The organism is Streptomyces sp. NPDC048197, assembly GCF_043202395.1.
Lineage (GTDB): Bacteria > Actinomycetota > Actinomycetes > Streptomycetales > Streptomycetaceae > Streptomyces > Streptomyces siderophoricus.
The window spans coordinates 173,033-194,925 of the sequence record NZ_JBIDAJ010000008.1; the positions used below are offsets into that span (position 1 = coordinate 173,033).

25 protein-coding genes are annotated in these 21,893 nt (G+C 70.3%); 10 read left to right on the forward strand and 15 right to left on the reverse strand.

The genetic code is table 11. The features are described 5' to 3' along the window. Window positions 1-12: 12 nt before the first annotated feature. A complete protein-coding gene (locus ACGF4C_RS14120) occupies window positions 13-894 on the reverse strand; it encodes a helix-turn-helix transcriptional regulator (protein ID WP_393566153.1) in 882 nt (293 codons plus the stop codon). 264 nt (window positions 895-1,158) lie between these two features. Between ACGF4C_RS14120 and ACGF4C_RS14125 the strand changes: the two genes are divergently transcribed. Continuing rightward, window positions 1,159-1,941 carry an SDR family oxidoreductase gene (locus ACGF4C_RS14125; RefSeq protein WP_393566155.1) on the forward strand — a complete coding sequence of 261 codons (783 nt, stop codon included), beginning with the start codon at window positions 1,159-1,161 and terminating at the stop codon, window positions 1,939-1,941. Between the two features lie 201 nt (window positions 1,942-2,142). After that, on the forward strand, window positions 2,143-2,808 hold the full coding sequence (locus ACGF4C_RS14130) for a response regulator (protein ID WP_393566157.1): 666 nt from the start codon (window positions 2,143-2,145) through the stop codon (window positions 2,806-2,808). Window positions 2,809-2,866: 58 nt separating this feature from the next. Here the strand turns inward: ACGF4C_RS14130 and ACGF4C_RS14135 are convergent, their stop codons facing one another. Then, complete coding sequence (locus ACGF4C_RS14135; RefSeq protein ID WP_393566158.1) at window positions 2,867-3,457, reverse strand: TetR/AcrR family transcriptional regulator; 591 nt, start codon at window positions 3,455-3,457, stop codon at window positions 2,867-2,869. Between the two features lie 51 nt (window positions 3,458-3,508). Between ACGF4C_RS14135 and ACGF4C_RS14140 the strand changes: the two genes are divergently transcribed. Next, a complete protein-coding gene (locus ACGF4C_RS14140; RefSeq protein WP_393566160.1) occupies window positions 3,509-4,063 on the forward strand; it encodes a GNAT family N-acetyltransferase in 555 nt (184 codons plus the stop codon). A gap of 73 nt (window positions 4,064-4,136) precedes the next feature. Then, complete coding sequence (locus ACGF4C_RS14145; protein WP_393566162.1) at window positions 4,137-4,772, forward strand: GNAT family N-acetyltransferase; 636 nt, start codon at window positions 4,137-4,139, stop codon at window positions 4,770-4,772. Between the two features lie 200 nt (window positions 4,773-4,972). Here the strand turns inward: ACGF4C_RS14145 and ACGF4C_RS14150 are convergent, their stop codons facing one another. The 3 genes from ACGF4C_RS14150 to ACGF4C_RS14160 are packed head-to-tail and all read right to left on the reverse strand — an operon-like array spanning window position 4,973 to window position 7,837. After that, window positions 4,973-6,199, reverse strand: coding sequence for a cytochrome P450 (locus ACGF4C_RS14150; protein WP_393566163.1), 1,227 nt, complete (start codon window positions 6,197-6,199; stop codon window positions 4,973-4,975). Window positions 6,200-6,212: 13 nt separating this feature from the next. Continuing rightward, entirely contained in the window at window positions 6,213-7,586 is a 1,374-nt protein-coding gene (locus ACGF4C_RS14155; protein ID WP_393566164.1) for an NAD(P)/FAD-dependent oxidoreductase, read from the reverse strand. Continuing rightward, complete coding sequence (locus ACGF4C_RS14160; protein ID WP_393566165.1) at window positions 7,583-7,837, reverse strand: ferredoxin; 255 nt, start codon at window positions 7,835-7,837, stop codon at window positions 7,583-7,585. Before ACGF4C_RS14160 ends, ACGF4C_RS14155 begins: the two co-directional genes overlap by 4 nt. 180 nt (window positions 7,838-8,017) lie before the next feature. On the opposite strand from ACGF4C_RS14160, the gene ACGF4C_RS14165 reads away from it, so the two are divergent. Beyond that, a complete protein-coding gene (locus ACGF4C_RS14165; protein WP_393566167.1) occupies window positions 8,018-8,680 on the forward strand; it encodes a TetR/AcrR family transcriptional regulator in 663 nt (220 codons plus the stop codon). A 152-nt stretch (window positions 8,681-8,832) separates the two neighbouring features. Beyond that, a complete protein-coding gene (locus ACGF4C_RS14170) occupies window positions 8,833-9,504 on the forward strand; it encodes a hypothetical protein (protein ID WP_393566169.1) in 672 nt (223 codons plus the stop codon). A 201-nt stretch (window positions 9,505-9,705) separates the two neighbouring features. Here the strand turns inward: ACGF4C_RS14170 and ACGF4C_RS14175 are convergent, their stop codons facing one another. From ACGF4C_RS14175 to ACGF4C_RS14185, 3 genes are all read right to left on the reverse strand, one after another. Further along, entirely contained in the window at window positions 9,706-10,266 is a 561-nt protein-coding gene (locus ACGF4C_RS14175; RefSeq protein ID WP_393566171.1) for a cysteine hydrolase family protein, read from the reverse strand. A 90-nt stretch (window positions 10,267-10,356) separates the two neighbouring features. Beyond that, on the reverse strand, window positions 10,357-11,400 hold the full coding sequence (locus ACGF4C_RS14180) for a S66 peptidase family protein (RefSeq protein WP_393566173.1): 1,044 nt from the start codon (window positions 11,398-11,400) through the stop codon (window positions 10,357-10,359). 103 nt (window positions 11,401-11,503) lie between these two features. After that, complete coding sequence (locus ACGF4C_RS14185) at window positions 11,504-11,689, reverse strand: hypothetical protein (RefSeq protein ID WP_393566175.1); 186 nt, start codon at window positions 11,687-11,689, stop codon at window positions 11,504-11,506. A 62-nt stretch (window positions 11,690-11,751) separates the two neighbouring features. Between ACGF4C_RS14185 and ACGF4C_RS14190 the strand changes: the two genes are divergently transcribed. After that, complete coding sequence (locus tag ACGF4C_RS14190) at window positions 11,752-12,657, forward strand: GNAT family N-acetyltransferase (RefSeq protein WP_393566177.1); 906 nt, start codon at window positions 11,752-11,754, stop codon at window positions 12,655-12,657. On the opposite strand, the gene ACGF4C_RS14195 is transcribed toward ACGF4C_RS14190, so the two are convergent. The 3 genes from ACGF4C_RS14195 to ACGF4C_RS14205 all read right to left on the reverse strand — a co-directional run bounded on the left by ACGF4C_RS14195 (window position 12,621) and on the right by ACGF4C_RS14205 (window position 14,937). After that, window positions 12,621-12,971 (reverse strand): hypothetical protein, encoded by a 351-nt coding sequence (locus ACGF4C_RS14195; protein WP_393566179.1) that lies wholly within the window; start codon window positions 12,969-12,971, stop codon window positions 12,621-12,623. The genes ACGF4C_RS14190 and ACGF4C_RS14195 overlap by 37 nt on opposite strands. A gap of 90 nt (window positions 12,972-13,061) precedes the next feature. After that, window positions 13,062-14,012, reverse strand: coding sequence for an alpha/beta hydrolase (locus ACGF4C_RS14200; protein WP_393566181.1), 951 nt, complete (start codon window positions 14,010-14,012; stop codon window positions 13,062-13,064). Between the two features lie 205 nt (window positions 14,013-14,217). Further along, window positions 14,218-14,937 (reverse strand): hypothetical protein, encoded by a 720-nt coding sequence (locus ACGF4C_RS14205; RefSeq protein WP_393566183.1) that lies wholly within the window; start codon window positions 14,935-14,937, stop codon window positions 14,218-14,220. 76 nt (window positions 14,938-15,013) lie between these two features. On the opposite strand from ACGF4C_RS14205, the gene ACGF4C_RS14210 reads away from it, so the two are divergent. After that, window positions 15,014-15,898 (forward strand): LysR family transcriptional regulator, encoded by an 885-nt coding sequence (locus ACGF4C_RS14210; protein ID WP_393566185.1) that lies wholly within the window; start codon window positions 15,014-15,016, stop codon window positions 15,896-15,898. Between the two features lie 170 nt (window positions 15,899-16,068). On the opposite strand, the gene ACGF4C_RS14215 is transcribed toward ACGF4C_RS14210, so the two are convergent. Beyond that, window positions 16,069-16,992, reverse strand: a complete 924-nt coding sequence (locus ACGF4C_RS14215) for an arginase family protein (RefSeq protein WP_393566187.1) — start codon at window positions 16,990-16,992, stop codon at window positions 16,069-16,071. A gap of 195 nt (window positions 16,993-17,187) precedes the next feature. Beyond that, window positions 17,188-18,123, reverse strand: coding sequence for an RNA polymerase sigma factor SigJ (gene sigJ / locus ACGF4C_RS14220; protein WP_393566188.1), 936 nt, complete (start codon window positions 18,121-18,123; stop codon window positions 17,188-17,190). Between the two features lie 101 nt (window positions 18,124-18,224). Here sigJ and ACGF4C_RS14225 point away from each other — a divergent pair, with 101 nt between their 5' ends. After that, window positions 18,225-18,617, forward strand: coding sequence for a hypothetical protein (locus ACGF4C_RS14225; RefSeq protein ID WP_393566190.1), 393 nt, complete (start codon window positions 18,225-18,227; stop codon window positions 18,615-18,617). Between the two features lie 266 nt (window positions 18,618-18,883). Here ACGF4C_RS14225 and ACGF4C_RS14230 read toward each other — a convergent pair whose 3' ends face one another. After that, window positions 18,884-19,357 carry a hypothetical protein gene (locus ACGF4C_RS14230; protein WP_393566192.1) on the reverse strand — a complete coding sequence of 158 codons (474 nt, stop codon included), beginning with the start codon at window positions 19,355-19,357 and terminating at the stop codon, window positions 18,884-18,886. A gap of 49 nt (window positions 19,358-19,406) precedes the next feature. Next, the gene (locus ACGF4C_RS14235) at window positions 19,407-20,336 is read right to left on the reverse strand and encodes a LysR family transcriptional regulator (RefSeq protein ID WP_393566194.1); all 930 of its coding nucleotides are present in this window, start codon (window positions 20,334-20,336) and stop codon (window positions 19,407-19,409) included. Between the two features lie 90 nt (window positions 20,337-20,426). Here ACGF4C_RS14235 and ACGF4C_RS14240 point away from each other — a divergent pair, with 90 nt between their 5' ends. Then, the gene (locus ACGF4C_RS14240; RefSeq protein WP_393566195.1) at window positions 20,427-21,851 is read left to right on the forward strand and encodes an MFS transporter; all 1,425 of its coding nucleotides are present in this window, start codon (window positions 20,427-20,429) and stop codon (window positions 21,849-21,851) included. Window positions 21,852-21,893 lie beyond the last annotated feature (42 nt).

Below are 21,893 nucleotides of genomic sequence, written 5' to 3' on the forward strand. Positions count from 1 at the left end.
GGCGGTGGCCGTCTACGCTCCTCGTTCCTCCGTCGTTCCCGTCGTCTCCGTCGGCTGTGGCGCAGTCCAGCTGGTGAGGAGCCGGAGCGCCTGGGCGGTGTCCGACGCGGGCTCGACGTTGTAGACGCACAGGGTCTGTTCGGCGTCGCCAGGCACCTGGAACGACTCGTAGGAGAAGGCCAGGTCGCCGACCAGGGGGTGGTGATAGTGCTTCGTACCGTGCGTGCGGCGCAGCACCCGATGGTCGTTCCACCAGGCCGAGAACTCCGGTGATTTCAGGGTGAGTTCGCCGATGAGATCGGCGAGCCGGCGGTCGTCGGGGTGGCGTCCGGCTTCGAGGCGCAGGATGGCGACGGTCTCGGCGGCGATCCGCTCCCAGTCACCGACGCGGACGCGGGCCTCGGGGTCCAGAAGGTAATAGCGGGCCAGATTCCGCCGGGTCGCGGGCAGGGCATCGAAGTCGGTGAGGACTTCGCGGGCCAGGCGGTTGGACGCCAGGACGTCGGTGCGCCGGCCGAGGATGAAGGCGGGCACATGGTCGAGGGTCTGCAGCATCAGGTGCAGTCCGGGGCGCACCCGCTGCGGGCCGGCGGGGGCGCGCCGGGCCGGGACGGGGCGGGCCAGGAGATCGGTGAGGTGCTCGCGCTCGGCGGCATCGAGCTGAAGGGCGCGGGCCAGGGCCTCCAGGACCTCGGGGGAGGGGTTGTGCGCACGGCCCTGTTCGAGCCGGGTGTAGTACTCGGTGCTCACCCCGGCCAGGCGGGCCGCCTCGTCACGGCGTAGGCCGGGCACCCGGCGGACCCGGCCGTCGGCGGGCAGCCCCGCCTGGTCGGGGGTGATCCGGGCCCGGCGGGTGCGCAGGAAATCAGCGAGCTCGCGACTACGGTCATCCATCCCTCCAGTGTGACGGGCGCGGGCGGGCCACACCGGGCGCCAGGTGGTACTGCCAGTACTTGCCTCGCGGATACCTGCCTGCTCAGGGCCCTTTGTGGCGTCCCGTGAGACGTCCGCGGGTGGTGTTCTTGTGAAGGGGCCGGCGGCGACAGACCGCAGACCCGAGCCCCTCCTCCCATCCGCCTCGAAACCCAACCCACCTCGAAATCCCCCTCACCTCGAAATCCCCCACCTCGATATCTCACCTCCTTCGAAAGGTGTCCCATGACCACCACCACGCAGACCCCTGCCCGTCCCCTCTCCGGCCGCGTCGCGGTCGTCACCGGTGCCTCCAGCGGTATCGGTGAGGCTTCGGCCGAGCACCTGGCAGGGCTCGGCGCCCGTGTCGTCGCCCTGGCGCGGCGTGCCGAGCGGCTGGACGACCTGGTCGCCCGGATCGAGAAGAACGGCGGCGAGGCGCTCGCCCTCGCGGTCGACGTGACCGACGCCGCGGCCGTACAGGCGGCCGCCGACCGGGTGGCGGCCCAGCTCGGCGGTGCCGACCTGCTGTTCAACAACGCGGGGGTCATGCTCCCGGCCCCGGTCGAGGAGCTGGCCACCGATCAGTGGCAGCGGCAGATCGACCTGAACATCACCGGCCTGATGAACGTCATCGGCGCGTTCACGCCGCAGCTGGTGACGGCCGCCGGGGAGCGGGGTGTGGCCGACCTGGTCAACACGTCGTCGATAGCCGCGCAGAACATCTTCCCGAACTTCGCCGTCTACTCCGCGACCAAGGCATACGTCACCCATCTCTCCCGGCACCTGCGAGCCGAACTGGGAACGAAGAACGTCCGGGTCTCGGCGCTCGAACCGGGCATCGTCGGCACCGAGCTGCAGAGCCATGTCACCGACGCCGGGGCGTTGGAGTGGCTGGAGGGCTCCAAGCAGGCCATGGAGTGGCTCACGCCCCAGGACATCGCGCAGACCGTCGGCTTCGTCGCGAGCCTTCCACCGCGGGTCAACCTCCAGCAGGTCACCATCATGCCCACCCGCCAACTCAGCTGAGTCGCACGCACGGCTCCCCACTCTCGGCCGAGGGGACTTCTCCCCTTGGCCGGGCGGCCCTGCAGACGGTGGCCAGCTCCGGCATGGCCACCGTTGGTGTCATGGTTGGGCCATTGGGCCCGTCGGACGCGCGCGCCGGGCGATGACAAGCTCGATGTGGTGGGACCATCGCCTTGTTTCGCCTCACAGGGCCAGGTTGTCATGAAAACTTTCGCAGATCTGTTGAGTGCACTTTCCACTCTGGCATGGCCACTCCTCGCCGGCCTGGTGATCTGGCGGCTCTTCCCCACCATCAAGAAAATCATTGACTCTCGGGGATTCACCGTGAAGGTCGGATCGGCGGAGCTGACGGTTCAGGAGGTCTCCGAAAAGGTCTTGAAGACCACGGCTGATATTCAGGGGAAGCTGGCGTCGGTCAGTGCCTCTCCCGAATACGCCGGACTGGAGAACAGAAGTGTTCTCCGCCCCCTGCGAAGAGTCCTGTGGGTGGACGACCACCCGTCGAACATCGCCTTCGAGGCCGCACAGTTGCAGGCCCTGGGCGTGGACGTGGTGCAGGTCGAGTCGACGGACAAGGGAATCGACGCCATGGCGGCGTCGGCGCCGCCGTTCGACGCGGTCATCTCGAACATGGCACGGAAAGAGGACGGCAGCCTTCACCCGGATGCTGGTACGGAGCTCGCCCGGGAGATTCGGGCGCGTGGCTACGACGTCCCGGTATTCATCTACGCTTCAGGCCAGACGCTTGCCAAGCGGGCCGAGATCCTGGCAGCCGGCGTCAGTGAAATCACCACCTCGCCCACCCACCTCTTCACGCTGTTGCGCAAGGTGGGGGAGTTCCCGCATGAGTACGCGACCGGCCAGTAGGCCGGTGCCACTTCGTGATCGCGTCGTGGCGTCAGTCGTGCCGAGTGATCGTCGTGGGTCAGCGGGGACCGGTCAAGGTGGCCAGGTAGTCGTCAAGTAGCTCGATCTGCCGCTGCGGCGGGAACTCCGCCGGGGCGAAGAGTGCCTGGACCACCAGGCCGAGAGTGAAGGCCTGGGCGCCGGCCGCGATGTGTTGGGGGTTGCCTGGGGGGAGTTCGCCGGTTTCCTGGGCGGCGGCCACCCGCTCGCTCAGCCTGTCGCGGCTTTGGGCGTACTTGCGGGCGTAGTCGGTGCTCAGGGCGGGGTCGGAGAGTGCGGCGTCCCAGGAGGAGACCCAGATTCGGTTGCTGTCGGTGGCCTCAGGGGTCAGCGGCAGGATGTCCAGCAGGGCGTCCCTGACGGCGGCCAGGCTCTTGCCCGCTTGGCGGCGGGGGCGGGAGAGGGTGCGCTGTTCGAGGAGGTCAAGGGCGTACTCCACCAAGGCTTGTTTGGTGGGGAAGTAGTGCGTGAGCAGGCCGGTGGTCGCTCCGAGTTGGGCGGCGACGGCGCGCAGCGTCAGGCCGGCGAAACCGCGTGTCGCCATGACCTGCCAGACCGCTTCGGAGACGTCGCGTCGGCGGGCCTCGTGATCTCCCTTGGTGCGTGGCATGCTCCCACGGTACATTGCCGTAACGTTTGTTATGCGAATGGAGAGGCCCTCATGTTCTCACTGCCGCTGCGCGACGGTGCTCGCCTCGGTCCGCTGGAGGTCTGGCATGCCGAAGAGTTCGCCGACCATGTGGATCGGGCTCGCGAACACATTCGTCCCTGGGTCGGGCCCGCGTTCGTCACCGACGATGTGGACGGAGCACGGGCCACGCTCCAGCGCTATGCCGAACGCCAGGCCGGCGACGGCGCCCGCCTCTACGGCATCTGGCGGGGCGGAATGCTGGTCGGCGGGGTGATGTTCACCGACTTCAATGCCGCTGCCGGCATATGTGAGATCGGCTGCTGGCTGGAGCCGTCCGCCGAGGGCCACGGTCTGATCACGCAGGCGTGCGGCGTGTTGCTGGACTGGGCGTTCACCTCCCGGGGCCTGCACCGTGCCGAGTGGCATTGCCGGGCCGACAACGACCGCAGCTCAGCCGTGGCCAAGCGGCTCGGCATGACCCTGGAGGGCGTACGACGCGAGGCATGGCCGTACGAGGGCGTACGCCACGACAAGCAGATCTGGGCGGTCCTTGCTCCCGAATGGCAAGCCCTGGGTGGTCAGTGACCGGCGACGGCTCGGTCGGACAGATCCGCTGCCCCGATGGCTGGCCCGCGCGCGCATGGATCATGATGCGGGAATGACCAAGAACCCGAACTCCCCGGACTCCCCGGACTCTGCGAACTCCCCGGACGCTGCGGACCCCCCGAACTCCCCGGGCTCTCCGAACTGCCCGGGCGCTCCGAACTCTTCGGACTCTCCGGCGTCCCGCGCCATACGCCTGGACCGCTACACGCGAGCCGAGCAGAACGAAATCCTTGGCGACATCGATGATCCCTTCAGCGTTGCGGAGACCGGCCTCACCTGGCGCGGCAAGGACGAGCACTTCGGCATCCGCCACGGCGCACGTCTTGTCGCGCACGCAGGCCTGGTGCGACTTCCGCTCACGATCGACGACACGAGGGCCGAGGTCGTGGGTGTCGGCGGGGTGGCGGTGGCCCCTGATGTACGTGGCTGTGGCCTCGCCCGCCAAGTCGTCGCCGCGGCCTTGGAACACGCCCGCACGATGGGCCCGCGCCACGCCCTCCTGTTCTGCCGACCGCCCTTGGAAGCGCTGTATCGTCGGCTCGGCTGGCACCGCCTGGACGGCGACGTCCTCGTGGAGCAGCCCGAGTCCCGGCTGGTAGTGATGCCACTGCGCACGATGGTCATCTCACTCCACGATGACGTGTCGTGGCCGTCGGGACGCGTACGACTGTTGTCCTTGCCCATGTGAGGGGTTTGTGGATGTGCCTGCGCAGTGGCATGGGCTGCCGCGGCTGACTGCGAACGCGGACTGACGCCGGCCGGCCAGAGGTTGCCCCGGGGACGCGCGGAGCCTGCCCCGGCCCCCCGCCCCCCCGGCAATCCCGGCCGCCGCGGGGGCATCCGGGGCGGCCGGGAACAGGGAGCCGGGAACGGGGAACCAGCAACACCTCAGCCCACGGGTGGGGTGTCCGCGGTGAGCCGTTCGAAGGCGACCAAGAGCTGTTCCGGGCCGCGCAGGATGGCGTTCTCCCGGTACGGCGGTGGGTCGGTGACCAGGCGCGGGGATTGCAGCCTGTGGGCCAGGGCGGTGAGCGCTATCTGTGCTTCGGCGCGGGCGAGGGTGGCGCCGATGCAGTAGTGGATGCCGCCGCCGAAGCCGAGGTGGGCGTTGTCGCGGCGGTCGGGGACGAACCGGTCGGGGTCCTCGAAGCGGTGCGGGTCGCGGTTGCCCGCGGCGAGCATGAGGCGGATACGGGAGCCCTGGGGGATGGTGGTGCCGGCGAGGTCGATGTCGGCCAGGGCGCTGCGGCCGGAGATCTGCACCGGTGGGTCGTGGCGCAGTACCTCTTCCACCAGCGGAGTGGCCAGGTCGGGGTCGGTGCGCAGCCGGGCGAGGACGTCGGGGTTGCGCAGCAGGGCGAGGGTGCCGTTGGCGATCAGGTTGACGGTGGTTTCGTGCCCGGCGATCAGCAGCAGGCCCAGGGTGACGCGCAGCTGTATCGGGTTCATCACCTGGTCGGGGTCCTCGTGGAACATCAGGCCGGACAGCAGGTCGTTGCCGGGGTTGGTCCGGCGCTGGGTGATGATCCCTTCCAGGTACTGGACCAACTCGCCCCGGGCCAGGTCGAGTTCGCGCACTTCCTCTTCGGTCTGGGTTTCGACGGGGTCCAGGCCCCGGGTGAGTCGACGGGCGAGGCTGCCGAAGAGGGCTTCGTCCTCGGGGGGCACGCCCAGCAGTTCGCAGATCACCGTGACCGGTAGCGGGTAGGCCAGATCGGCGACGACATCGAGTTGGCCGGGGCGGTCGCTGGTGTGCGCGTCGAGGAGCTGGGCGACCAGTTCGCCGAGGTGGTCGCGCATGCCCATGATCCGGGGAATGAATTCCTGGGTGACCACCCGGCGCAGCTGGTCGTGGAGCGGTGGGTCCTGCATGAGCAGGCTCCTGGCGGCCTTGGGGGCCTTGTTCTGCGGGTTGAGCCGGTCGGCGCTGCTGCGCGGGTCGTGCAGCAGTTGCCGGATCTCCCGGTAGCCGCTGACCAGCCAGGAGCCGTCGTCCATGCGCATGACCGGGTGCCGGCGCAGCTCGGCGTAGTGGGGGTAGGGGTCGGCGCGGTTCTCGTACCGCAGGGCCCGGGCGAACAGGTCGGTGGCCGAGGGCGTGGTGGATGTCGTCATGGGAACTCTCCGTTCACCGGTGTGCGGACGCGGCCGGCGCGAGGGCCGGCGGCGTGCCGAGGACGTGGTCCGGGGCGCTGCCGGCAGCATGGCCGGGAAATTCAGCGTCGACGGGGTCGAGGTGGGCCGGGCCGTCGGTGGCGCCCAGCACCGGCGGGAACGGCGCGCGGGCTTCGATGAGGGCCGCGTAACCGTCCAGCACGCGGGGGGAGTCGACCGCCACGGCGCCGACCAGCCTGCCCTTCAGGCCGTACGCGGCGACGAACCGTCGCTGGTCCAGGGCGCCTTGGGTGACCACGACCTGGTCGGCGAGGGCCGGCACACCGATGGACTTGAGGTAGCGGCCGAACTGGTGGGACCAGAAGGCGGGCAGCGGACGGTGGACGCGCTGATCGCCCGGGCCGTGGACGAGGTTGTGCGCGGCGGTGCGTGCCTGGGCGACGGCGTTGTCCCAGTGGTCCAGGCGCAGCAGCTGCCCGGGGTAGTGGGGGTGCGGCCAGCGGGCGACGTCACCGGCGACGAAGACGTCCTCGACCCGCCTGCCGTCGGTGGCCACCGCCCGGCATCCGCCGTCGCTCACCACGCCGCGCGGGTCGGCGGCGAGCCCCGAGCCGGCCAGCCACTCGGTGTTGGCCAGGGCGCCGGTGGCGACGACGGCCACCTCGGCGTCCACGACCGTGCCGTCGGACAGCACGGCACGGCGCAACCGGCCGGACGGGTCGCCTTCCAGGGCCTGGACCGTGGTGTCCGTCCGCAGGTCCACCCCGGCGTCGTGGTACCAGTCGGCGGCGGCCCGGCCGATCACCCCGCCCAGTGCACTGGTCAACGGCCCCCCGCTGCGCTGCGTCACCGTCACCGCCAGTCCCAACTCGCGGCAGGCGGAGGCGACTTCGCCGCCGGTGAAGCCCGCGCCGATGACCAGCACCCGGGACGGGCCGGCCACCAGCGCGCCGCGCAGCCGCTCGGCGTCCTCGCGGGTACGCAGCACATGGACGCCGTCCAGGGCACCGCCGGCCCGGACGGGCCAGGGCCGTGCCCGGGTGCCGGTGGCGATCAGCAACCGGTCGTACGCCACCGACCGACCGTCGGCCAGCTCCACCCGACGGGCGGGCACATCCAGCCCGGTGGCAGGGGTGCCCAGCAGCCAGTGCGCGTCGATGTCACGGACCCGGGGCAGCACGATGTGGTCGCAGCTCAGCCGGCCGGACAGCACCGCCTTCGACAGCGGCGGCCGGTCGTACGGCTCGTGCGGCTCCTCGCCGATCAGCGTGAGTTCCCCGGTGAACCCCTCGTCCCGGAGGGCTTCGGCCGCGCGCAGCCCGGCCAGAGAGGCGCCGACCACCACGATCCGGCCCGTACGCAGCCCTGCCCCGCCCGACGCGGTCACCGGTCCGCTCCGCTCGCGGTGGGCGCGGGCTCGGAGGCGCCGGCGAGCGTGATCGCCTGGACCGGGCAGGCGGCAGCGGCCCGCTCCACCTCGCGGCGGAGCCCGGCGTCGGGCGCGTAGTCGTACTCCAACGATTCTTCGCCGTGGAACCGGAAGACCGTCGGGGCGGCGTAGACGCACTGCCCGTAGCTCTGGCAGAGGTTCAGGTCCACCACCAGCCTCAGGGGCTGCGGCGGGGACTGCGTGGTCATCTCTCTTCCCTTTCCTCGCTGGTCAGGGGCCCGAAAGCGGCGGCTTTCGCCTCATGTGCGGCGGGTCGCCGAGCCCCAGCAGGCGATAGCAAGCGCCATTCAGATAGGCACCGCTATTTGGACTGTACACGCTATTCAAGCGTTTGACATAGCAATCCCTATCCGAATAGCTTCAGCAATATGAATGCTGAGAGTGACGAACCTGCCCGCCGCCGATTGAGCCGGGCGGAGGCCAAGGCCCGCACCCGGGCGCTACTGCTGGACGCGGCGGCGCGGGTCTTCGCCCGCAAGGGCTTCACCGGCGCCTCCGTGGAGGAGATCGCCGAGGCGGCGGGCTTCTCCATCGGCGCGCTGTACTCGAACTTCGGCGGCAAGGAGGCGCTGTTCCTGGAACTGCTCTCGCACCGCCAGACCGACCGCATCGCCGAGGCCGCCCAGACACTGGACCGCTACGAGCCAGGCACCGGGGAAGCCGCCGCCGAACTCGGCCGTCTGCTGCTCGACGTCGCCGACAAGGACATCGACTTCGCCCCGCTCCAGGCCGAGTTCTGGCTCTACGCGGTGCGCAACCCGGACGTCCTGGACGCCATGGCGGCCAACCTGCGCGCACCCCGCCAGGCACTGGAGGGCGTGATCAGCACCTCCCTGGCACAGCAGGGCGCCCCCGCCGAGGTCTCCGCCGAGGCCGTGGCCACCGTGGTGGCGGCCCTGTTCGGCGGCCTGGTGCGCCAGCGGCGCATCGACCCCGCCAGCGTGCCCGAGGAACTCTTCGGCCAGGCCCTGAAGTGGCTGTTCGCCGGCATCAACGCCGGTACCGCACCCGCGGCCACCGAGAGCGAGTGACAATCCGGCCGCCACTGAGCGCGAACGACACTCCGCAGCGGCCGGCCGACGGCCGCCGCGGACCGTCCACCCACCCAGGCACCGCCCGGCCCGGTCGATGACGTACCGCGTCCGGCCGTCGCTCACCTGCCTCCCACGAAGGAAGCACCTGCATGAACGCTCACCAGAAGACGCCGCCCCGCCCGGACCGAGCGACCTCCCGTGACCGCAGTATCCGGATGCGGTACGCCGCCATGGGCCTGTTCATGGCGTTCACCTGGATGGGAGGCAGCGACGAGCCCCCGTGGGCCCACGCCCTGCGCGCCGCCGTCATGCTGCTGATCGTCCCGCCCCTGCTGGTGCCGACCAACCGCCGCCTGACCCACAAGCTCTACGAGGCCGAGCACCCCGCCTGGGCACTGGGCCAGCTGATCGGCGCCCGCATCCTGATCCTCTCGGCCGGCTTCGGGATCAGCCTGCTGATCGGCGCCCTGCTGGACCCGCACGCCGACCACTCCCTGACCTCGCTGGGCGTCCGGGTCCTCCTGCTGCTGCTCACCGTTCCCGTCCAGATCCGCCTGGCCCACCGCACGCGGGCCCACACCGTGCATCCCTCGGCACGACCCACCCTGTCCGCGCCGCGCCTGATGGCCGCGAAGCTCACGGTGATCCTTGCCGCTCTCCTGGCGGAGTTGCTGCTGATACCGCACCTGAGCAACGCCGGCGTCGTCGTCGCCGTGGGCATCTTCGTCGCGGCCCTCACCCTGGGCCCCAAGATCCACCACCAACTGATGGTCCCCCAGGCACCCACCACACACCGGGAACCGGTCGGCGACGCGGTCTGACCGCCGAATGGGAGGAGGTCGCGGTCAGCTCTGGCCGACAGACCTGCGGTACGAGCAGGGTTGTGCCTGCCCGTTGGAACAGGCCCGTTGAAGTCTGTAGGTGTCAGGCTCACCCGGGTGAAGTCGTTCTGGATGTGCGGCTCACCCGGGTGAAGCCGTTCTGGACGTGCGGCCCAGCCGGGTGCCTCGGCTGGTCTGCCGCTATGGAAGGGCGGTCGTCGTGACCCATTCATCGACGGTGACGACGTCCGCCCACTGCGGGAACAGTCGCTCGATGAGGACCCGATGCACCTCCGGGTCGGTGTCCAGACAGGCGTCGGAGAGGACGGTGAGGCCGAAGTCCAGGTCGTTCGCCTGGCACAGGGTGGACAGCACCACTGCGCTGGTGGCGATGCCGGTGAGCACGAGACTGTCGATACCGCGTGCCCTCAACACCACATCGAGATCGCTGCCCGAGAACGCGCTCGCCCGCCTCTTGGTGACCACCACGTCGCCCGGCCGGGGCGCGACCTCCGGGTGGATCTCGGTGCCCGGGGCGCCCTCGACGTAGAGCCCAGCCTGTGCAATGGCGGCCAGCGGCCTGTTGCGCGTGCCGACTTCAGGGAAGCCGGGACGTAGCGAGATGACCACGTAGATCACGGGCATGTTCGCCGCCCGCGCCCCGTCGATCGCCCTGCGCAGGCGTGGCAGGTATCCGGAGCCGTCGTCGACGAGGTCCACGATCGCCTGTTGGACGTCCATCACGAGAAGGGCGCTGCTCATGTCGTCTCCAGGAACGCAATTCGTTGGTGGTGGTACGGCTGTTGGGCAAGTGGGACACGGGTCTTGGCACGGCGAGCGGCGTGGGCGCGGTCAGTACGTGACGGTGATCCGACGTGCTGGCCCGTCAATCCTGACCGTGCCGCCGATGGGAATCACCACCTGCGGGTCGGTGTGGCCGAGATCGACATCGAATACCGCCGGCATGTCCGGGGCGTACTCGGACAGCGCCCGCAGCACCACCTTGCGCTGGGCGCTCCGGTACTCGGCCCGCTGATCCGCATTGTGGGGATTCTGGAACGACCAGGCCTTCGCACGCCCCACCAAGAGCGCGGAGAACTGCCGGAGCAGCCCGCGCTCGCCCATGTTGCGCAGGATCCGGTAGACCGTCTCGTCCCGCGGCATCTCCTCCGAGGTCTCCACGAACAGCACGCGCCCGGCGTACCGATCCGCCGGAAGGATCTCCCGGTCGGCCATCATCAGCCACGACAGGATCTCCAGTTCCCCTCCCCACGCACGGCCCTCGACGACCCGGTCGGCGTTGTGCCACGTCCAGGCGTCCGCCGGCTCCATGGCGGGTTCGACCTCGAACGTGGCCGGGTCCTGCCACAGCCTGTCCTCGGTCCGGGTCTCCTTCGGCTCCGTGAGCTCGAACGGTCCGGAGGTGAACAGCGCGGCGCGCAGCGACGCCTCAGTCAGCGGGTGCATCGCTCCGGGACGTCCGAGCTCGACCATGACGGTGCCGCCGTGGTAGGCGACGATGTCACAGTTGGCGAGGTAGACCAGCAGGTTCGTGTTGTCGCTGTACCCGAAGAACGGCTTGGGGTTGGCACGCAGCAAGTCACGGTCGAGGTGCGGCAGAAGCGTGATCTGATCGTCCCCGCCGATGCTCGTGATGACCGCCTTGACCTCTGGGTCGGCGAACGCGGCGTGCACATCGGCCGCGCGCTCCTGCGGGGTGCTGTTCATCTTCCGGGTGGTCGGGTATTCCACGACGTTCAGACCGAAATCCTCGCGCAGCCGCCGCAGGCCCAATTCGAAGGGCAGCGGCAGGATGCCGGCGAGTCCGCTGGACGGGGAGACGACGGCGACCGTGTCACCTGGTTCGGGCTTCGCGGGGTACAGAGGCGCTGTCATGGCGCGACCCTACAGAAGGGCCCCATGGAGTGGCCGTGAATTTCCCAGCGTGCAGGGCGGCGTGAGGTGGGGAAGCCGTGGCCGGGATCTCCAGCGGTGGAATTCAGGCTGTGGTGAAGCGTTTGACGTCGCGGAGGATGGGGGCGGTCTCGATGGCGTCGATGTCGAGGAGCGCTTGGTCGTTGGCGTCCAGGAGAGTCGCTCCGACCCGCGGATCGTGAGCGGAGCGGCAGTCGCAGCCCCAGCCACAGCCGGATCGCGGCAGCGGTGACAGCGCCGTGAAAGCCACTGGCAAGCCACTGGTTGCCCACCGCATTGACCCTCCCACCATTACCTGACTAAGGTCAGAGAATGCCGACGGATCAGGTAGAGCAGGTGGGGCAGGTAGAGCAGGTACGGCGCTTCAACCGGACGGTTGCCGAGCGTGTGGGAGTGCTGCACGATCACTATCTGGGCGGTGCGCGCCCCTACGGGCAGGCCCGGCTGCTCTGGGAGATCGGCGACGAGGGCTCGCACGACGTCCGCAGCGTACGGGCCCGGCTCGGACTCGACTCCGGCTATGTGAGCCGGCTCCTCCGGGCGCTTGAGCGCGACGGCCTCGTCGCCGTCGAGCCCCATCCCCGTGACCGGCGGGTACGGATCGTGCGGCTGACCGCGGCCGGGCGGGAGGAGCGCGCTCTTCTCGACGACCGCAGCGACGCACTCGCGGCATCGCTCCTCGACCCACTCGACGCTCGGCAGCGGGACCAGCTGACCGCGGCCATGGCAGAGGTCGAGCGACTGCTGACCGCCTCGGTGGTCTCCTTGGAAGTGCTCGACCCCGACCACCCGGACGCCGTGTACTGCCTGCGGTCCTACGCCACCGAACTGCAGGAGCTCTTCGACGGCGGCTTCGACCCCGCAAACAGCCTGCTGCCGGACCCGGGCGAACTGCGCGCACCCCGCGGTCTGTTCCTCGTCGCCCGGCTGCACGGCGAGCCGGTGGGCTGCGGCGGGCTCAAGCTGCCGGCCGGAGCCCCCGCGGAGATCAAGCGGTTGTGGGTCTGCCCCCGCACCCGAGGGCTTGGCCTGGCCCGGCGCCTGCTGTCCGAACTTGAGGAACGCGCCGCCCGGCACGGAAGTGAGCTCGTACGGCTCGACACCAACAAAGCCCTGGAAGCGGCCACCCGCCTCTACCGCAACAACGGGTACAAGGAGGTCGCCGCCTTCAACGACGAGCCCTACGCCCACCATTGGTTCGAAAAGCGGCTCACCTGAGACGAGGACCGTCCGAGTTGGTGAGTCGGCGGTAGCCGGGCGTACGCGTTCCAGTGCGCCGACCAGTCAACCTCGCTGCTTGTGTCGCGGTAGAGCGCCGCGATCCTGACCGCCGGGCCCGAGGGCACCGCATCGGGAACCGTGCGGTAGGCCGCCGGCACGGGGACGGGCTCACCGTTCGCGGTGATGTTCCAGTCCGTCCAGTGCAGGTACATCCCGGGGCGGCGGGGCGTGGCGATCAGCGTTCCTCGTTCGCACGCGAGCTTGAGGAAGAAGCTGACCTCGCTCGGCCGGTTGCCGCCGTGGATGGCCACCGACGCGGTCGCCTCGTCGGCCAGCTTTCCGTGGAGCAGTACGTGGCCCGGTGTGCCGTTGGGCAGAGACTCGTCGGTGCGAACGGGTTGTCATCGGACAAGCTCCAGCAGATCGGCGACGTCCGCGAAGAGCCTTTCTCCCGCCTCCGCGGCGGCGGGAGAAAGGGTGTCAAGGGTGAGGAACCCGTGGACCATCCCGGCCTCGCAGCGGTGTCTGACCGGAACGTTCGCGTCGGCAAGCCGGGCGGCATAGGCGTCGCCCTCATCCCGAAGCGGGTCGTGCTCCGCGGTGACGACAACGGCGGGCGGCAGCCCGCCGAGGTCTGCGGCGTGCAGCGGACTGACTCCTGGGTCGGCGCGCCGCGAAGGATCCGGGACCCATTGCTCGGCGCCCCACGCGACATCGTCGACCGTCAGGCCCCAACCCGTGGCTTTCGACCGCGCGCTGGGACAGGACAGCGTCAGATCGGTGTTGGGATACGCGAGGACCTGGGCGGCCGGCAGCGGTCCGCCTTCATCGCGCAGGCGCAGACAGGCGAGCGCGGCGAGGTTCCCACCGGAACTGTCACCCATGACGACGATCGGACCGTCGACCCCGACCCGGGAATCGCCACCGGCCGCTGCCCACCGAAGGACATCCACGCAGTCATCGACGGCAGCCGGCCACGGATGCTCCGGAGCCCGGCGGAAGTCGACGCTCAGCACAGCCGCGCCGGTCCTGAGTGCCAATCGCCGGCACACCCGGTCGTGCGACTCCAGATCACCGATCGTCCACATCCCGCCATGAAGGAACACCACCAGCGGCCCGCACACCACCGAAGGCCGGTAGAGGCGGACCCCCACGGCAGCCGAGCCGACCGTGAGGTCCTCGACATGGGCGATCTCGGGGCCGGGGGGCCGGGCTTCAGCGCGTAGCCGTTGCGCACGCCGCAACTCCACCGCGCCCACAGCACGGGCGGGAGGTCCAGGGTCCTGCCGAACGGCCTCGATGAAGGCGGTCAGGTCGGCATCCGCGAACGGGGGATCCATCGGTTCGGCCATGCAGGCCAGGATGCCACCTCGATCCGAACGACCCGCCCGGCCGCCAGTCTTCTGCTCAAGAACCCTTCCAGATTCACGCAGGTGACAATTGCTCCGAGGCAGGCCTGTCACCAAGTCAACTTCTCTGCGTCATCTGACAGTAGGACACGGCTGGCAGGCCCTCGGTAGGAACCTTCTGCCACGACTGCGACGGCGTTCGAACCAGTCATGCCGTTGCCGCCGCGTGCGTCACGGCCGCGGCGGCAAGGCCGCGGATGAGGGGATGCGGTCGGCTGCCGTCACCGGCGAGTTCCGGCTGGAAGAGGGTGGCGAGGAAGAACGGGTGGCCGGGCAGTTCCGCGATGCGCACCTCGCCTTCGGAATCGGCGCCGGTGAACTGCAGCCCTCGGTCGCGCAGCAGCTTTACGTAACGGGGGCTGGCGCCGAAGTTGCAGTGGTAGCGCTCGATGGACCGCTCGGCGCCTATCAGTTGCTCGGCGAGCGAGCCCGCGACCAGCTCGATCGTGCCCTCGTGGCCGACGAGCGAGCAGGCGAGCGGCACCACCACAGCGTCCTCTACCGGCGCGTCCGGCGAGTTTTCGGCATGCGCCGCCGTTGACCGGCCGCACACGTTGCGGGCGTATTCGAGCAGGACGTGTTGGAAGCCGGCACAGGTGCCGAGAAGGGGAATGCGGTGTTCGCGGGCGGTCCGGATGGCTGTCAGCGCGCCGGACTCGCTGCGGTACGGGCTGCCCGGCAGCATCCAGATCGCATCGAACGCGGCCAGCGCCGTGGCGTCCGTCGCATCCTCGGTGGGGATCCAGTAGGCGTCCAGGTCCAGGCCGTCACGCTCGCGCAACGCGTCGAGCAGGCCCGGAATACGGGTGTGGGAACGGACGTGGGGCGAGCGGTCGCCGACCAGGGCGATGCGGGCGGTGTGGGTCATGCCGCCATCCTGGGCCGCCCACCTGCATCGCGTCCAACGATGATCCCTGCACTCAGTATCAGCAATACTGATACTCATGGACCCGCAGCAGCTTCGCACCTTCCTCGCCGTGGTCGACCACTGCTCCTTCTCCGCCGCAGCCCGGGGCCTGGGCTACACCCAGTCCGCCGTCTCGCAGCACATCGCCGCCCTCGAAGCGGACCTCGACGCGCCGCTGGTCACCCGCCGCCCAGTCACCCCGACCGAGGCGGGCGAGCGGTTGTTGGAACACGCCCGGCCGCTGTTGCTGCGCCTGGATGCGGCACGGGCAGACATCGCCCGCCTGCGCATGGCGCACCCCGAACGACTTGCAGTGGCGTGCGCCCCCGGTGCCCTGACGCCCGCCGTCGCCGACGCATTGGTACGCGCCCGGACCGCGGCCCCACAGCTCGCGGTCTCGGTACAGGTGGGCGCCCGCAGCGAGGCAGTCCAGGCAGTGCTGGCCGGAGCGGCCGATCTCGCCCTGATCGATGGCGCGGCAGCGCCCAGTGACCCGCTTCCGCTGCCCGACACCGGCCCCCTCACCGCCTTCGCAATCGCCCAAGAGCCCCTCGCGGTCCTGCTGCCCGCCACCCACCCGCTCGCCGGACGTTCCGCACTGCGGCTGCCGGACCTCGCCGCCGCTCGCTGGATCGACGCCCCCGACGCGGCCGTGCCCCTGGCCCAGCTACGGGCCGCCGCCCAGAGCGACGGCTTCGGACCTCAACTCAGCTACACCGGAAGCGATACCAAGGCACTCGGCGCCCTGGTGGCCGCCAATGCCGGACTCGCGACAGTAGCCCTACCCATGGCTGCCGGCATGCCAGGCGTCGCGGCCGTACCGATCACCGAACCCCGACTGGTGCACCGCACCGAACTCCTCCACCCCCGTAATCCGACTGCCCCTGCTGCGGAACTTGCCGAGACCCTGCGCTTGGCGTAGCAGCATCCGCATCCACCTCCGCATCCGCCGAACTGCTGACCGCGCAACCCTGACCACACCGGCCGCAAGGCCCCATGCGGCGACCGGCCGCGTCCCCCCTGTAGTGCGGCAGATGCTCGGAGCTTGGAACCGGCCACCGGTGCGACGCCCTGCACTGGCTCGCGCCGAACTCACCGTCCAGGGGCGTCTTCGAGGGCGAGGACGTCTTCGAGGAGGTCGGCGAGGAGGGTGGCGCCCTTGGCGTCCGGGTCGAGGTCGGGGTCGTAGATGGTGATGTTCACCCCGACGCAGCGCGGTGAAGCGGCCAACGGGGCCAGCAGTGACCGGAGTTCGTCGGTGAGCAGTCCTCCCGGGTCGGGGCTGTCGACCGCCGGCATCACGGAGGGATCCAGGACGTCCGCGTCGAGGTGGATCCAGAAGCCGTCGAGCGCAGGCCCCTGGAGGTGGTCGAGGACTGTACGGGCCACCGTCTCAGGTCCGAGCCGCCGGATTTCCCCGACGTGGGTGTGGCGGATACCGAGCTCGGTCAACTCCGCCTGGTACTCGTCCGCGTCACGGATGCCCAGCACGCTCAGGTCCTCGTCGCGGACGTAGGGGCGCAGCCCGTCGATGTCGGTGAGGTCGGCCTGTCCGCGGCCGGTGATCTGTGCGACGCCCTCTCCGGCGGCGGCGCCCAGCGGTCCGGATACGGCCACGTTCCCCGGGTGCCTGAAGTCGCCGTGCCCGTCGAGGTACGCCACGCCGTACCGGCCCAGCCGCCGCAGCCCGAGCACCGCACCGAGCAGGATGCTGCAGTCCCCGCCGAGCAGTACCGGGAAGTCGCCGCTGCGCACCCGGTCCTCGACGCGCGCGGCCAGCTTTCGGGTGTACCCGGTCAAGGCCACGGCGTTGAAGTCCCCGTCCACTCCCTCTCGCCAACCCGTCAGGTCGTAGCGCGGTGGCACCACGACGCCGCCCTCCAGCGCGCCGAGCCGGTGCAGCAGGCCTTGTTCCCGCAGGGCACCGGCGAGCTTGGCGCAGCCGGGGACGGTGCCGGGGGCGGGCGGCCGCAGTCCCAGATTGGACGGGGCATCGATCAGTACGGTGCGACGCATAGGGAGATCGTCACACAGGCACCGGGAAATATCCGGGCTTGGGGAAAACCCGTTCGAAGCGCTGCGGCTGGCTTGCGTCGCTGGGCAGACTTCGGCTCCCTGGGCCTTGCCTACCGGTCAGTCGGCCTGTCGGGTCGGCTGTCGCTGGTTCCTTCCGCGGTGGCCGGTGCGTGGAGTCCGCCGGACAGACCCCAGCTAGCCTTCCCGTGCCCACGGCCGTAGTTTCTCCGGGTTGCGGACCACCCAGATCCGGGTGACGCGCCCGTCGGAGACGTCGAACGAGGCGACGGTCACGACGACGCCGGCGCGCTGGGCCACCAGGCCCGGCACCCCGTTGACCGACCGTTCCAGGAGTTCGAGCCCCGGAGCCTTGTCGGCAACGGCGACCATGTACTGGGCAATGCGCGCGCCGCCCTCGACCGGCCGCAGGACGGTGCCGACCATGCCGCCGCCGTCGGCGGTCATCACGGCAGCAGGGTTGAGGAGACCGACGAGTGCTGTGATGTCCTTGGTCTCCCATGCCTCTTTGACGTGCCTGACCACGTCGGCCTGGCCGGTCGCGGTCGCCGGAGGGCGGGTGGCGCCCACTCGCCGCCGGGCGGAGGACGCCAGCTGCTTGCAGGCCGCGGGGGTCCGGCCGAGAACGTCGGCGATCTCGGCGAACGGGTACCGGAAGACCTCGTGCAGGACGAACGCCACCCGCTCGGCGGGCGTCATCGACTCAAGGACGACAAGGAAGGCCATGGCCACCGACTCGTCCAGAACGATCTGATCGGCGGGGTCCGCGGGACCGGTGGGATTGGCGCCGCCCGCGTGGTCCCACTCGTTGCGGTCGGGCAGCGGCTCGGGCAGCCACGCGCCGACATAGCGTTCACGGCGGGCCCGCGCCGAGCCGAGCAGGTCCAGGCAGATGCGGCTGGTCACCGTCGTCAGCCAGGCGCCGGGGGACAGGATCGCCTCCTGCCGGCTTCGCGGCAGCCCGTACCAGCGTGCGTAAGCATCCTGTACGGCGTCCTCGGCCTCGGTCACCGAGCCGAGCAATCGGTACGCCACATTGATCAGTTGGCGTCGCTCGCCGACTATCTCGTCCTCGCCGACTTTCTCATCGGCGCCGGTCCCGACAGTCTCCATGCTTTCGGCCGCCCCCTCGCCTTACCTTTTGCCGGCCCGCGTCGTCGGGTTGGTGAGACCTTATCGATCCACTGCCCGAGGGCGGAAAAGGGGACTGGGACATGGCCACTCAGGTGACGGCGACCGCGACGACGACAGCGGCTGCGAACGCGCAGCGCAGCTTCTCGTTCCTGCGGTTCGCGATCGGCCTGCAGACCCTGACCATCTTCGTCCAGGCGGTCTCCGCCGGACTGCTGCTGACCTCGTCCTACGGAGAGACGCTGCACGGTGTCGGAGCCCGGGTGATGTACGCGGCCGCCATGCTGTATGTGCTCGCGGCGGTGCTGGCGTGGAAGCCGGGCGGTGGCTCGGCCCGGCCTGTCCGGCACGCGTCGGGATTCCTCGTACTCGCCTCGGTCCAGGTCGTGCTGGGCATCGCGCACGTCCCTGCGGTCCATCTTCCCCTGGGCGTCTTGATGTTCGGTCTGAGCGTGCTGGCGCTGGCCCGGCGCTGAGGTCCGATCGCGCACTCAGCGTGCCTTCCCGTGGGGGGCGGCACGGCACGTACGAGAGGCCCCGGCAGGCGTCGGCGTCGGAGTCGTCGAGCGTCCGGTCGTACTCGGCAACCCGGTCCCAGCGTTGGGAGCACGCCCAGGTCCTCCGCGGCCGGTGCCTTGGGGCTGCTGCGCCGATACGAGGAGGCCCGCGCCGCCGGATGACTCATGGTGATTTGATCCATTGTCGGAGTCCGCGGCCTCAGCATGAGTCGGCGCGTCACCCGTCACTGGTCATCGAGAGAGGGTTGTCGGGCGAGGAACTCCTCGAACGCTGCCTTCTGCTTCGGATCCATGAAGCCTTGGCGGACATCGCGGGCCTGCTCTTCGAGCCAGTGCGCCTCGTCGGGGTTCAGCAGCTCGGCGACCACCACCCCTCCGCGGGCGACCGCCGTGCGCCCTCCCACGCGACGACGAAAGAGCGTGAACGGGCCGAATTCCGCCGGGTGGGCCAGTTCCGGCCTTTCCGTTTCGGCCCGGTGCTCGTCCCCGGCGTCACTCGTCGGGTAGGCGGTGGGGGCCCAGTGCTCCCAGAGCGCCAGCGTGGCCGCCGGCACCAGCACGGCGTGCTCCGTCTCTTGACGCCCTTCCCACATGAACGTGACTCTGACGGGCTCGCCGACCGCCTCGGCCAGCCCGAGCACCCTCTCCATCTCATCGTTGATCGGGTAAGCCGCCACCACATCGATCTGAATTCCCATGGTGCCTGAGGCTACTGGCCGCTTCCGACATACCAGGCCCGCTGCCCGATCATGAAGCCTTCGCCGCGCGTGCCGTATCGGTGGCCTCGGGCAATGGGTCCGCGCGGCGGGCCACGTCGAGGAGAACGCGCAGAGTGTGTTCGGCCGGTCCCAGTCGCGGCCGCCACTGGGCGACGATGCTGACCGGGCGGATCCGCTCCGCCAGGGGCAGGGTCACCAGCTCGCCCTCCTGCAGCTCCCGGGTCACCGCCAGTTCCGGCAGGAGCGACAGCCCGTGTCCGTGCCCGGTCAGCCGCAGCAGCGCCGACAACGACCCCTGAACCATGGCCAGTTGGGCGCCGGCCAGCAGATCCCGCCCGAAGCGGTCCACCAGCATCTCCGAGGTGCAGCCCGGCTCGGCCACCAGGAAGTCGTACCCAAGCAGCTGTTCCGGCGTGACCTCCTCCTCCCGGGCCAACGGATGACTGGGCCCCGCCACCACAACCGTCCGGTCGTGTCCCACCACCGCATGCGGGCCGAGCGCACGCATGCCGTTGTCATACTGGAAGATCACATCCAACTCACCCGCGCCGAACGCCTGCTCCAACGCACGCCGGTTGGCAACCGTCAACTCCACGTCCGCGCCGGCCTCCGCGCCGCCTGCGCCGTACTCCAACGCGGCCAGCACCTCCGGCATCCACACGTGCGCCAGTGACTGCTGCGCCCCGATCCGCAGCCGCGGCCGACCACCGCGCGCCACCCGGCGCATCTGCTCCTCCAGTTCCAGAGCCTCGCGCGCGTACGGCAGAAGCCGGGCACCGGCCTCGCTGAGCACCGAACCCGCGCCCTGGCGTACCAGAACGCTCACCCCGAGGTCCGCCTCCAGCCGCTTGAGCTGGGCGCTGAGGCTGGACTGGGCGTATCCCAACGCCTGGGCTGCGGAGGAGATGCCGCCATGGTCGGCGACCGCGACGAGAGCGCGCAGATAGCGTGAGTCCACAGCAGCAGCATAGCCCCCATCGGATTTTCCGATGGGGGTATCGGAGGTACGACGTCGCAGGCCAGCGGCCCGTCGGGGGAGGCTGCCGCCATGACTACCGCCGATCCCCTCTCCCGTCCTTCCGGGCTCGCCGGGCCGGGCCCGACCCCACCGACCCCACCGGCCGCGCCCGCCCAGGCGCCCGCACCGTCCAAGCGTCACTCCAAGCTGACGTTCGCCGGTATCGCCACCGGCAACCTGCTCGTCCTGCTCGACACCTCGATCCTCAACGTCGCGGTGCCCGACGTGCAGAAGTCGCTGCACCCGGCCACCGCCGCGCTGCCCTGGGCCGTCGACGCCTACACGGTCGTCTTCGCCGGGCTGCTGCTGGCCGGTGGTGTCATCGCCGACCGTTGGGGCGCGCGCCGTGTCTACGCCACCGCACTCGGCCTTTTCGCCGCCCTGTCCGTGGTGTGCGCGTTCGCGCCGAACGTCGGCGCCCTCATCGGCGGCCGCGCACTGCTCGGTGCCGCGGGCGCCGGCCTGGTGCCCGCCTCCCTGGCACTGCTGATCCACCTCAACCCCGACCCCGCGCGCCGCACCCGTGCCATCGGCGCCTGGGCCGCGCTCAGCGGCCTGGGTGCCGCCGCCGGACCCGTGCTCGGCGGCGCCCTCGTCGAACTCGGCGGCTGGCGGCTGGTGTTCCTGGTCAACCCGCCGATCGCATTGGCCGCCCTGCTGTTGGCCCGTCGACTGCCCGTGCCGCCCCTCCGTGCCACCCGGGCTCTGGACCGCCCCGGTCTGGCGCTGTCCACCGCCGGACTCGCTCTGCTCACCTTCGGCCTGGTCGAGGCCGGCATCGAGGGTTGGGGCTCACCGCGCGCCCTGGTCCCGATCGTCGCCGCGCTGCTCTGCTTCGTCGCCGTGGCCGTCGTGGAACGCCGGGTGGCCGCCCCGGTCCTGCCGCCGGCGCTGCTCGCCCTGCCGAAGGTCCGGGCCGCCATGGTTGCCGCCGCGGTGTCCTGCTTCGCTTACTTCGGCGGGATGTATCTGTTCGCCGTGTGGCTGCAGCACACCTATGACCTGACGCCGTTCAAGGCCGGCCTCGCCTCCTTGCCGATCGCCTTCCCGGTGTGCGTCATGCCGTTCTTCACCGGCCGGCTCGTCGCCCGCTACGGCGCGCGCCCGATCCTGCTGACCGGCATGTCCGCCGCTGTGGTCTCCGGTGTGTTGCTTGCCTTCTGCACCGGCCATCATCCGCCCCTGCCACTGATCCTCGCCGCCGAGCTGACGTTGGCCGCGTCCGGCACGCTGTCGATCCCCGGCGCCGCCGCCGCGATGGCCGTCTCGGCGCCGCCGGAGTACGCAGCAACCAGTCAGGGCGCCCTGAACGGCATCCGGCAGGCCGGCTCGGCGCTCGGCGTCGCGGTCCTGGGCACCGTCGGCACCCTGACCACCTCGGGTTACGTCCTGATCTGCATCGGCCTGCTGGCGGTGCTGCTGGTGGCCAAGGCAACCGCTGGACAGCGTACCTGACGAGGCATCAGCAAGAACATTGGTAGCGGACGCGACGCACAG

Coding starts and splice junctions, on each gene's coding strand:
- ACGF4C_RS14120 (WP_393566153.1), bottom strand. CDS start 894: ATGGATGACCGTAGTCGCGAGCTCGCTGATTTCCTGCGCACCCGCCGG.
- ACGF4C_RS14125 (WP_393566155.1), top strand. CDS start 1,159: ATGACCACCACCACGCAGACCCCTGCCCGTCCCCTCTCCGGCCGCGTC.
- ACGF4C_RS14130 (WP_393566157.1), top strand. CDS start 2,143: ATGAAAACTTTCGCAGATCTGTTGAGTGCACTTTCCACTCTGGCATGG.
- ACGF4C_RS14135 (WP_393566158.1), bottom strand. CDS start 3,457: ATGCCACGCACCAAGGGAGATCACGAGGCCCGCCGACGCGACGTCTCC.
- ACGF4C_RS14140 (WP_393566160.1), top strand. CDS start 3,509: ATGTTCTCACTGCCGCTGCGCGACGGTGCTCGCCTCGGTCCGCTGGAG.
- ACGF4C_RS14145 (WP_393566162.1), top strand. CDS start 4,137: ATGACCAAGAACCCGAACTCCCCGGACTCCCCGGACTCTGCGAACTCC.
- ACGF4C_RS14150 (WP_393566163.1), bottom strand. CDS start 6,199: ATGACGACATCCACCACGCCCTCGGCCACCGACCTGTTCGCCCGGGCC.
- ACGF4C_RS14160 (WP_393566165.1), bottom strand. CDS start 7,837: ATGACCACGCAGTCCCCGCCGCAGCCCCTGAGGCTGGTGGTGGACCTG.
- ACGF4C_RS14165 (WP_393566167.1), top strand. CDS start 8,018: ATGAATGCTGAGAGTGACGAACCTGCCCGCCGCCGATTGAGCCGGGCG.
- ACGF4C_RS14170 (WP_393566169.1), top strand. CDS start 8,833: ATGAACGCTCACCAGAAGACGCCGCCCCGCCCGGACCGAGCGACCTCC.
- ACGF4C_RS14175 (WP_393566171.1), bottom strand. CDS start 10,266: ATGAGCAGCGCCCTTCTCGTGATGGACGTCCAACAGGCGATCGTGGAC.
- ACGF4C_RS14180 (WP_393566173.1), bottom strand. CDS start 11,400: ATGACAGCGCCTCTGTACCCCGCGAAGCCCGAACCAGGTGACACGGTC.
- ACGF4C_RS14190 (WP_393566177.1), top strand. CDS start 11,752: ATGCCGACGGATCAGGTAGAGCAGGTGGGGCAGGTAGAGCAGGTACGG.
- ACGF4C_RS14200 (WP_393566181.1), bottom strand. CDS start 14,012: ATGGCCGAACCGATGGATCCCCCGTTCGCGGATGCCGACCTGACCGCC.
- ACGF4C_RS14205 (WP_393566183.1), bottom strand. CDS start 14,937: ATGACCCACACCGCCCGCATCGCCCTGGTCGGCGACCGCTCGCCCCAC.
- ACGF4C_RS14210 (WP_393566185.1), top strand. CDS start 15,014: ATGGACCCGCAGCAGCTTCGCACCTTCCTCGCCGTGGTCGACCACTGC.
- ACGF4C_RS14215 (WP_393566187.1), bottom strand. CDS start 16,992: ATGCGTCGCACCGTACTGATCGATGCCCCGTCCAATCTGGGACTGCGG.
- sigJ (WP_393566188.1), bottom strand. CDS start 18,123: ATGGAGACTGTCGGGACCGGCGCCGATGAGAAAGTCGGCGAGGACGAG.
- ACGF4C_RS14225 (WP_393566190.1), top strand. CDS start 18,225: ATGGCCACTCAGGTGACGGCGACCGCGACGACGACAGCGGCTGCGAAC.
- ACGF4C_RS14230 (WP_393566192.1), bottom strand. CDS start 19,357: ATGGGAATTCAGATCGATGTGGTGGCGGCTTACCCGATCAACGATGAG.
- ACGF4C_RS14240 (WP_393566195.1), top strand. CDS start 20,427: ATGACTACCGCCGATCCCCTCTCCCGTCCTTCCGGGCTCGCCGGGCCG.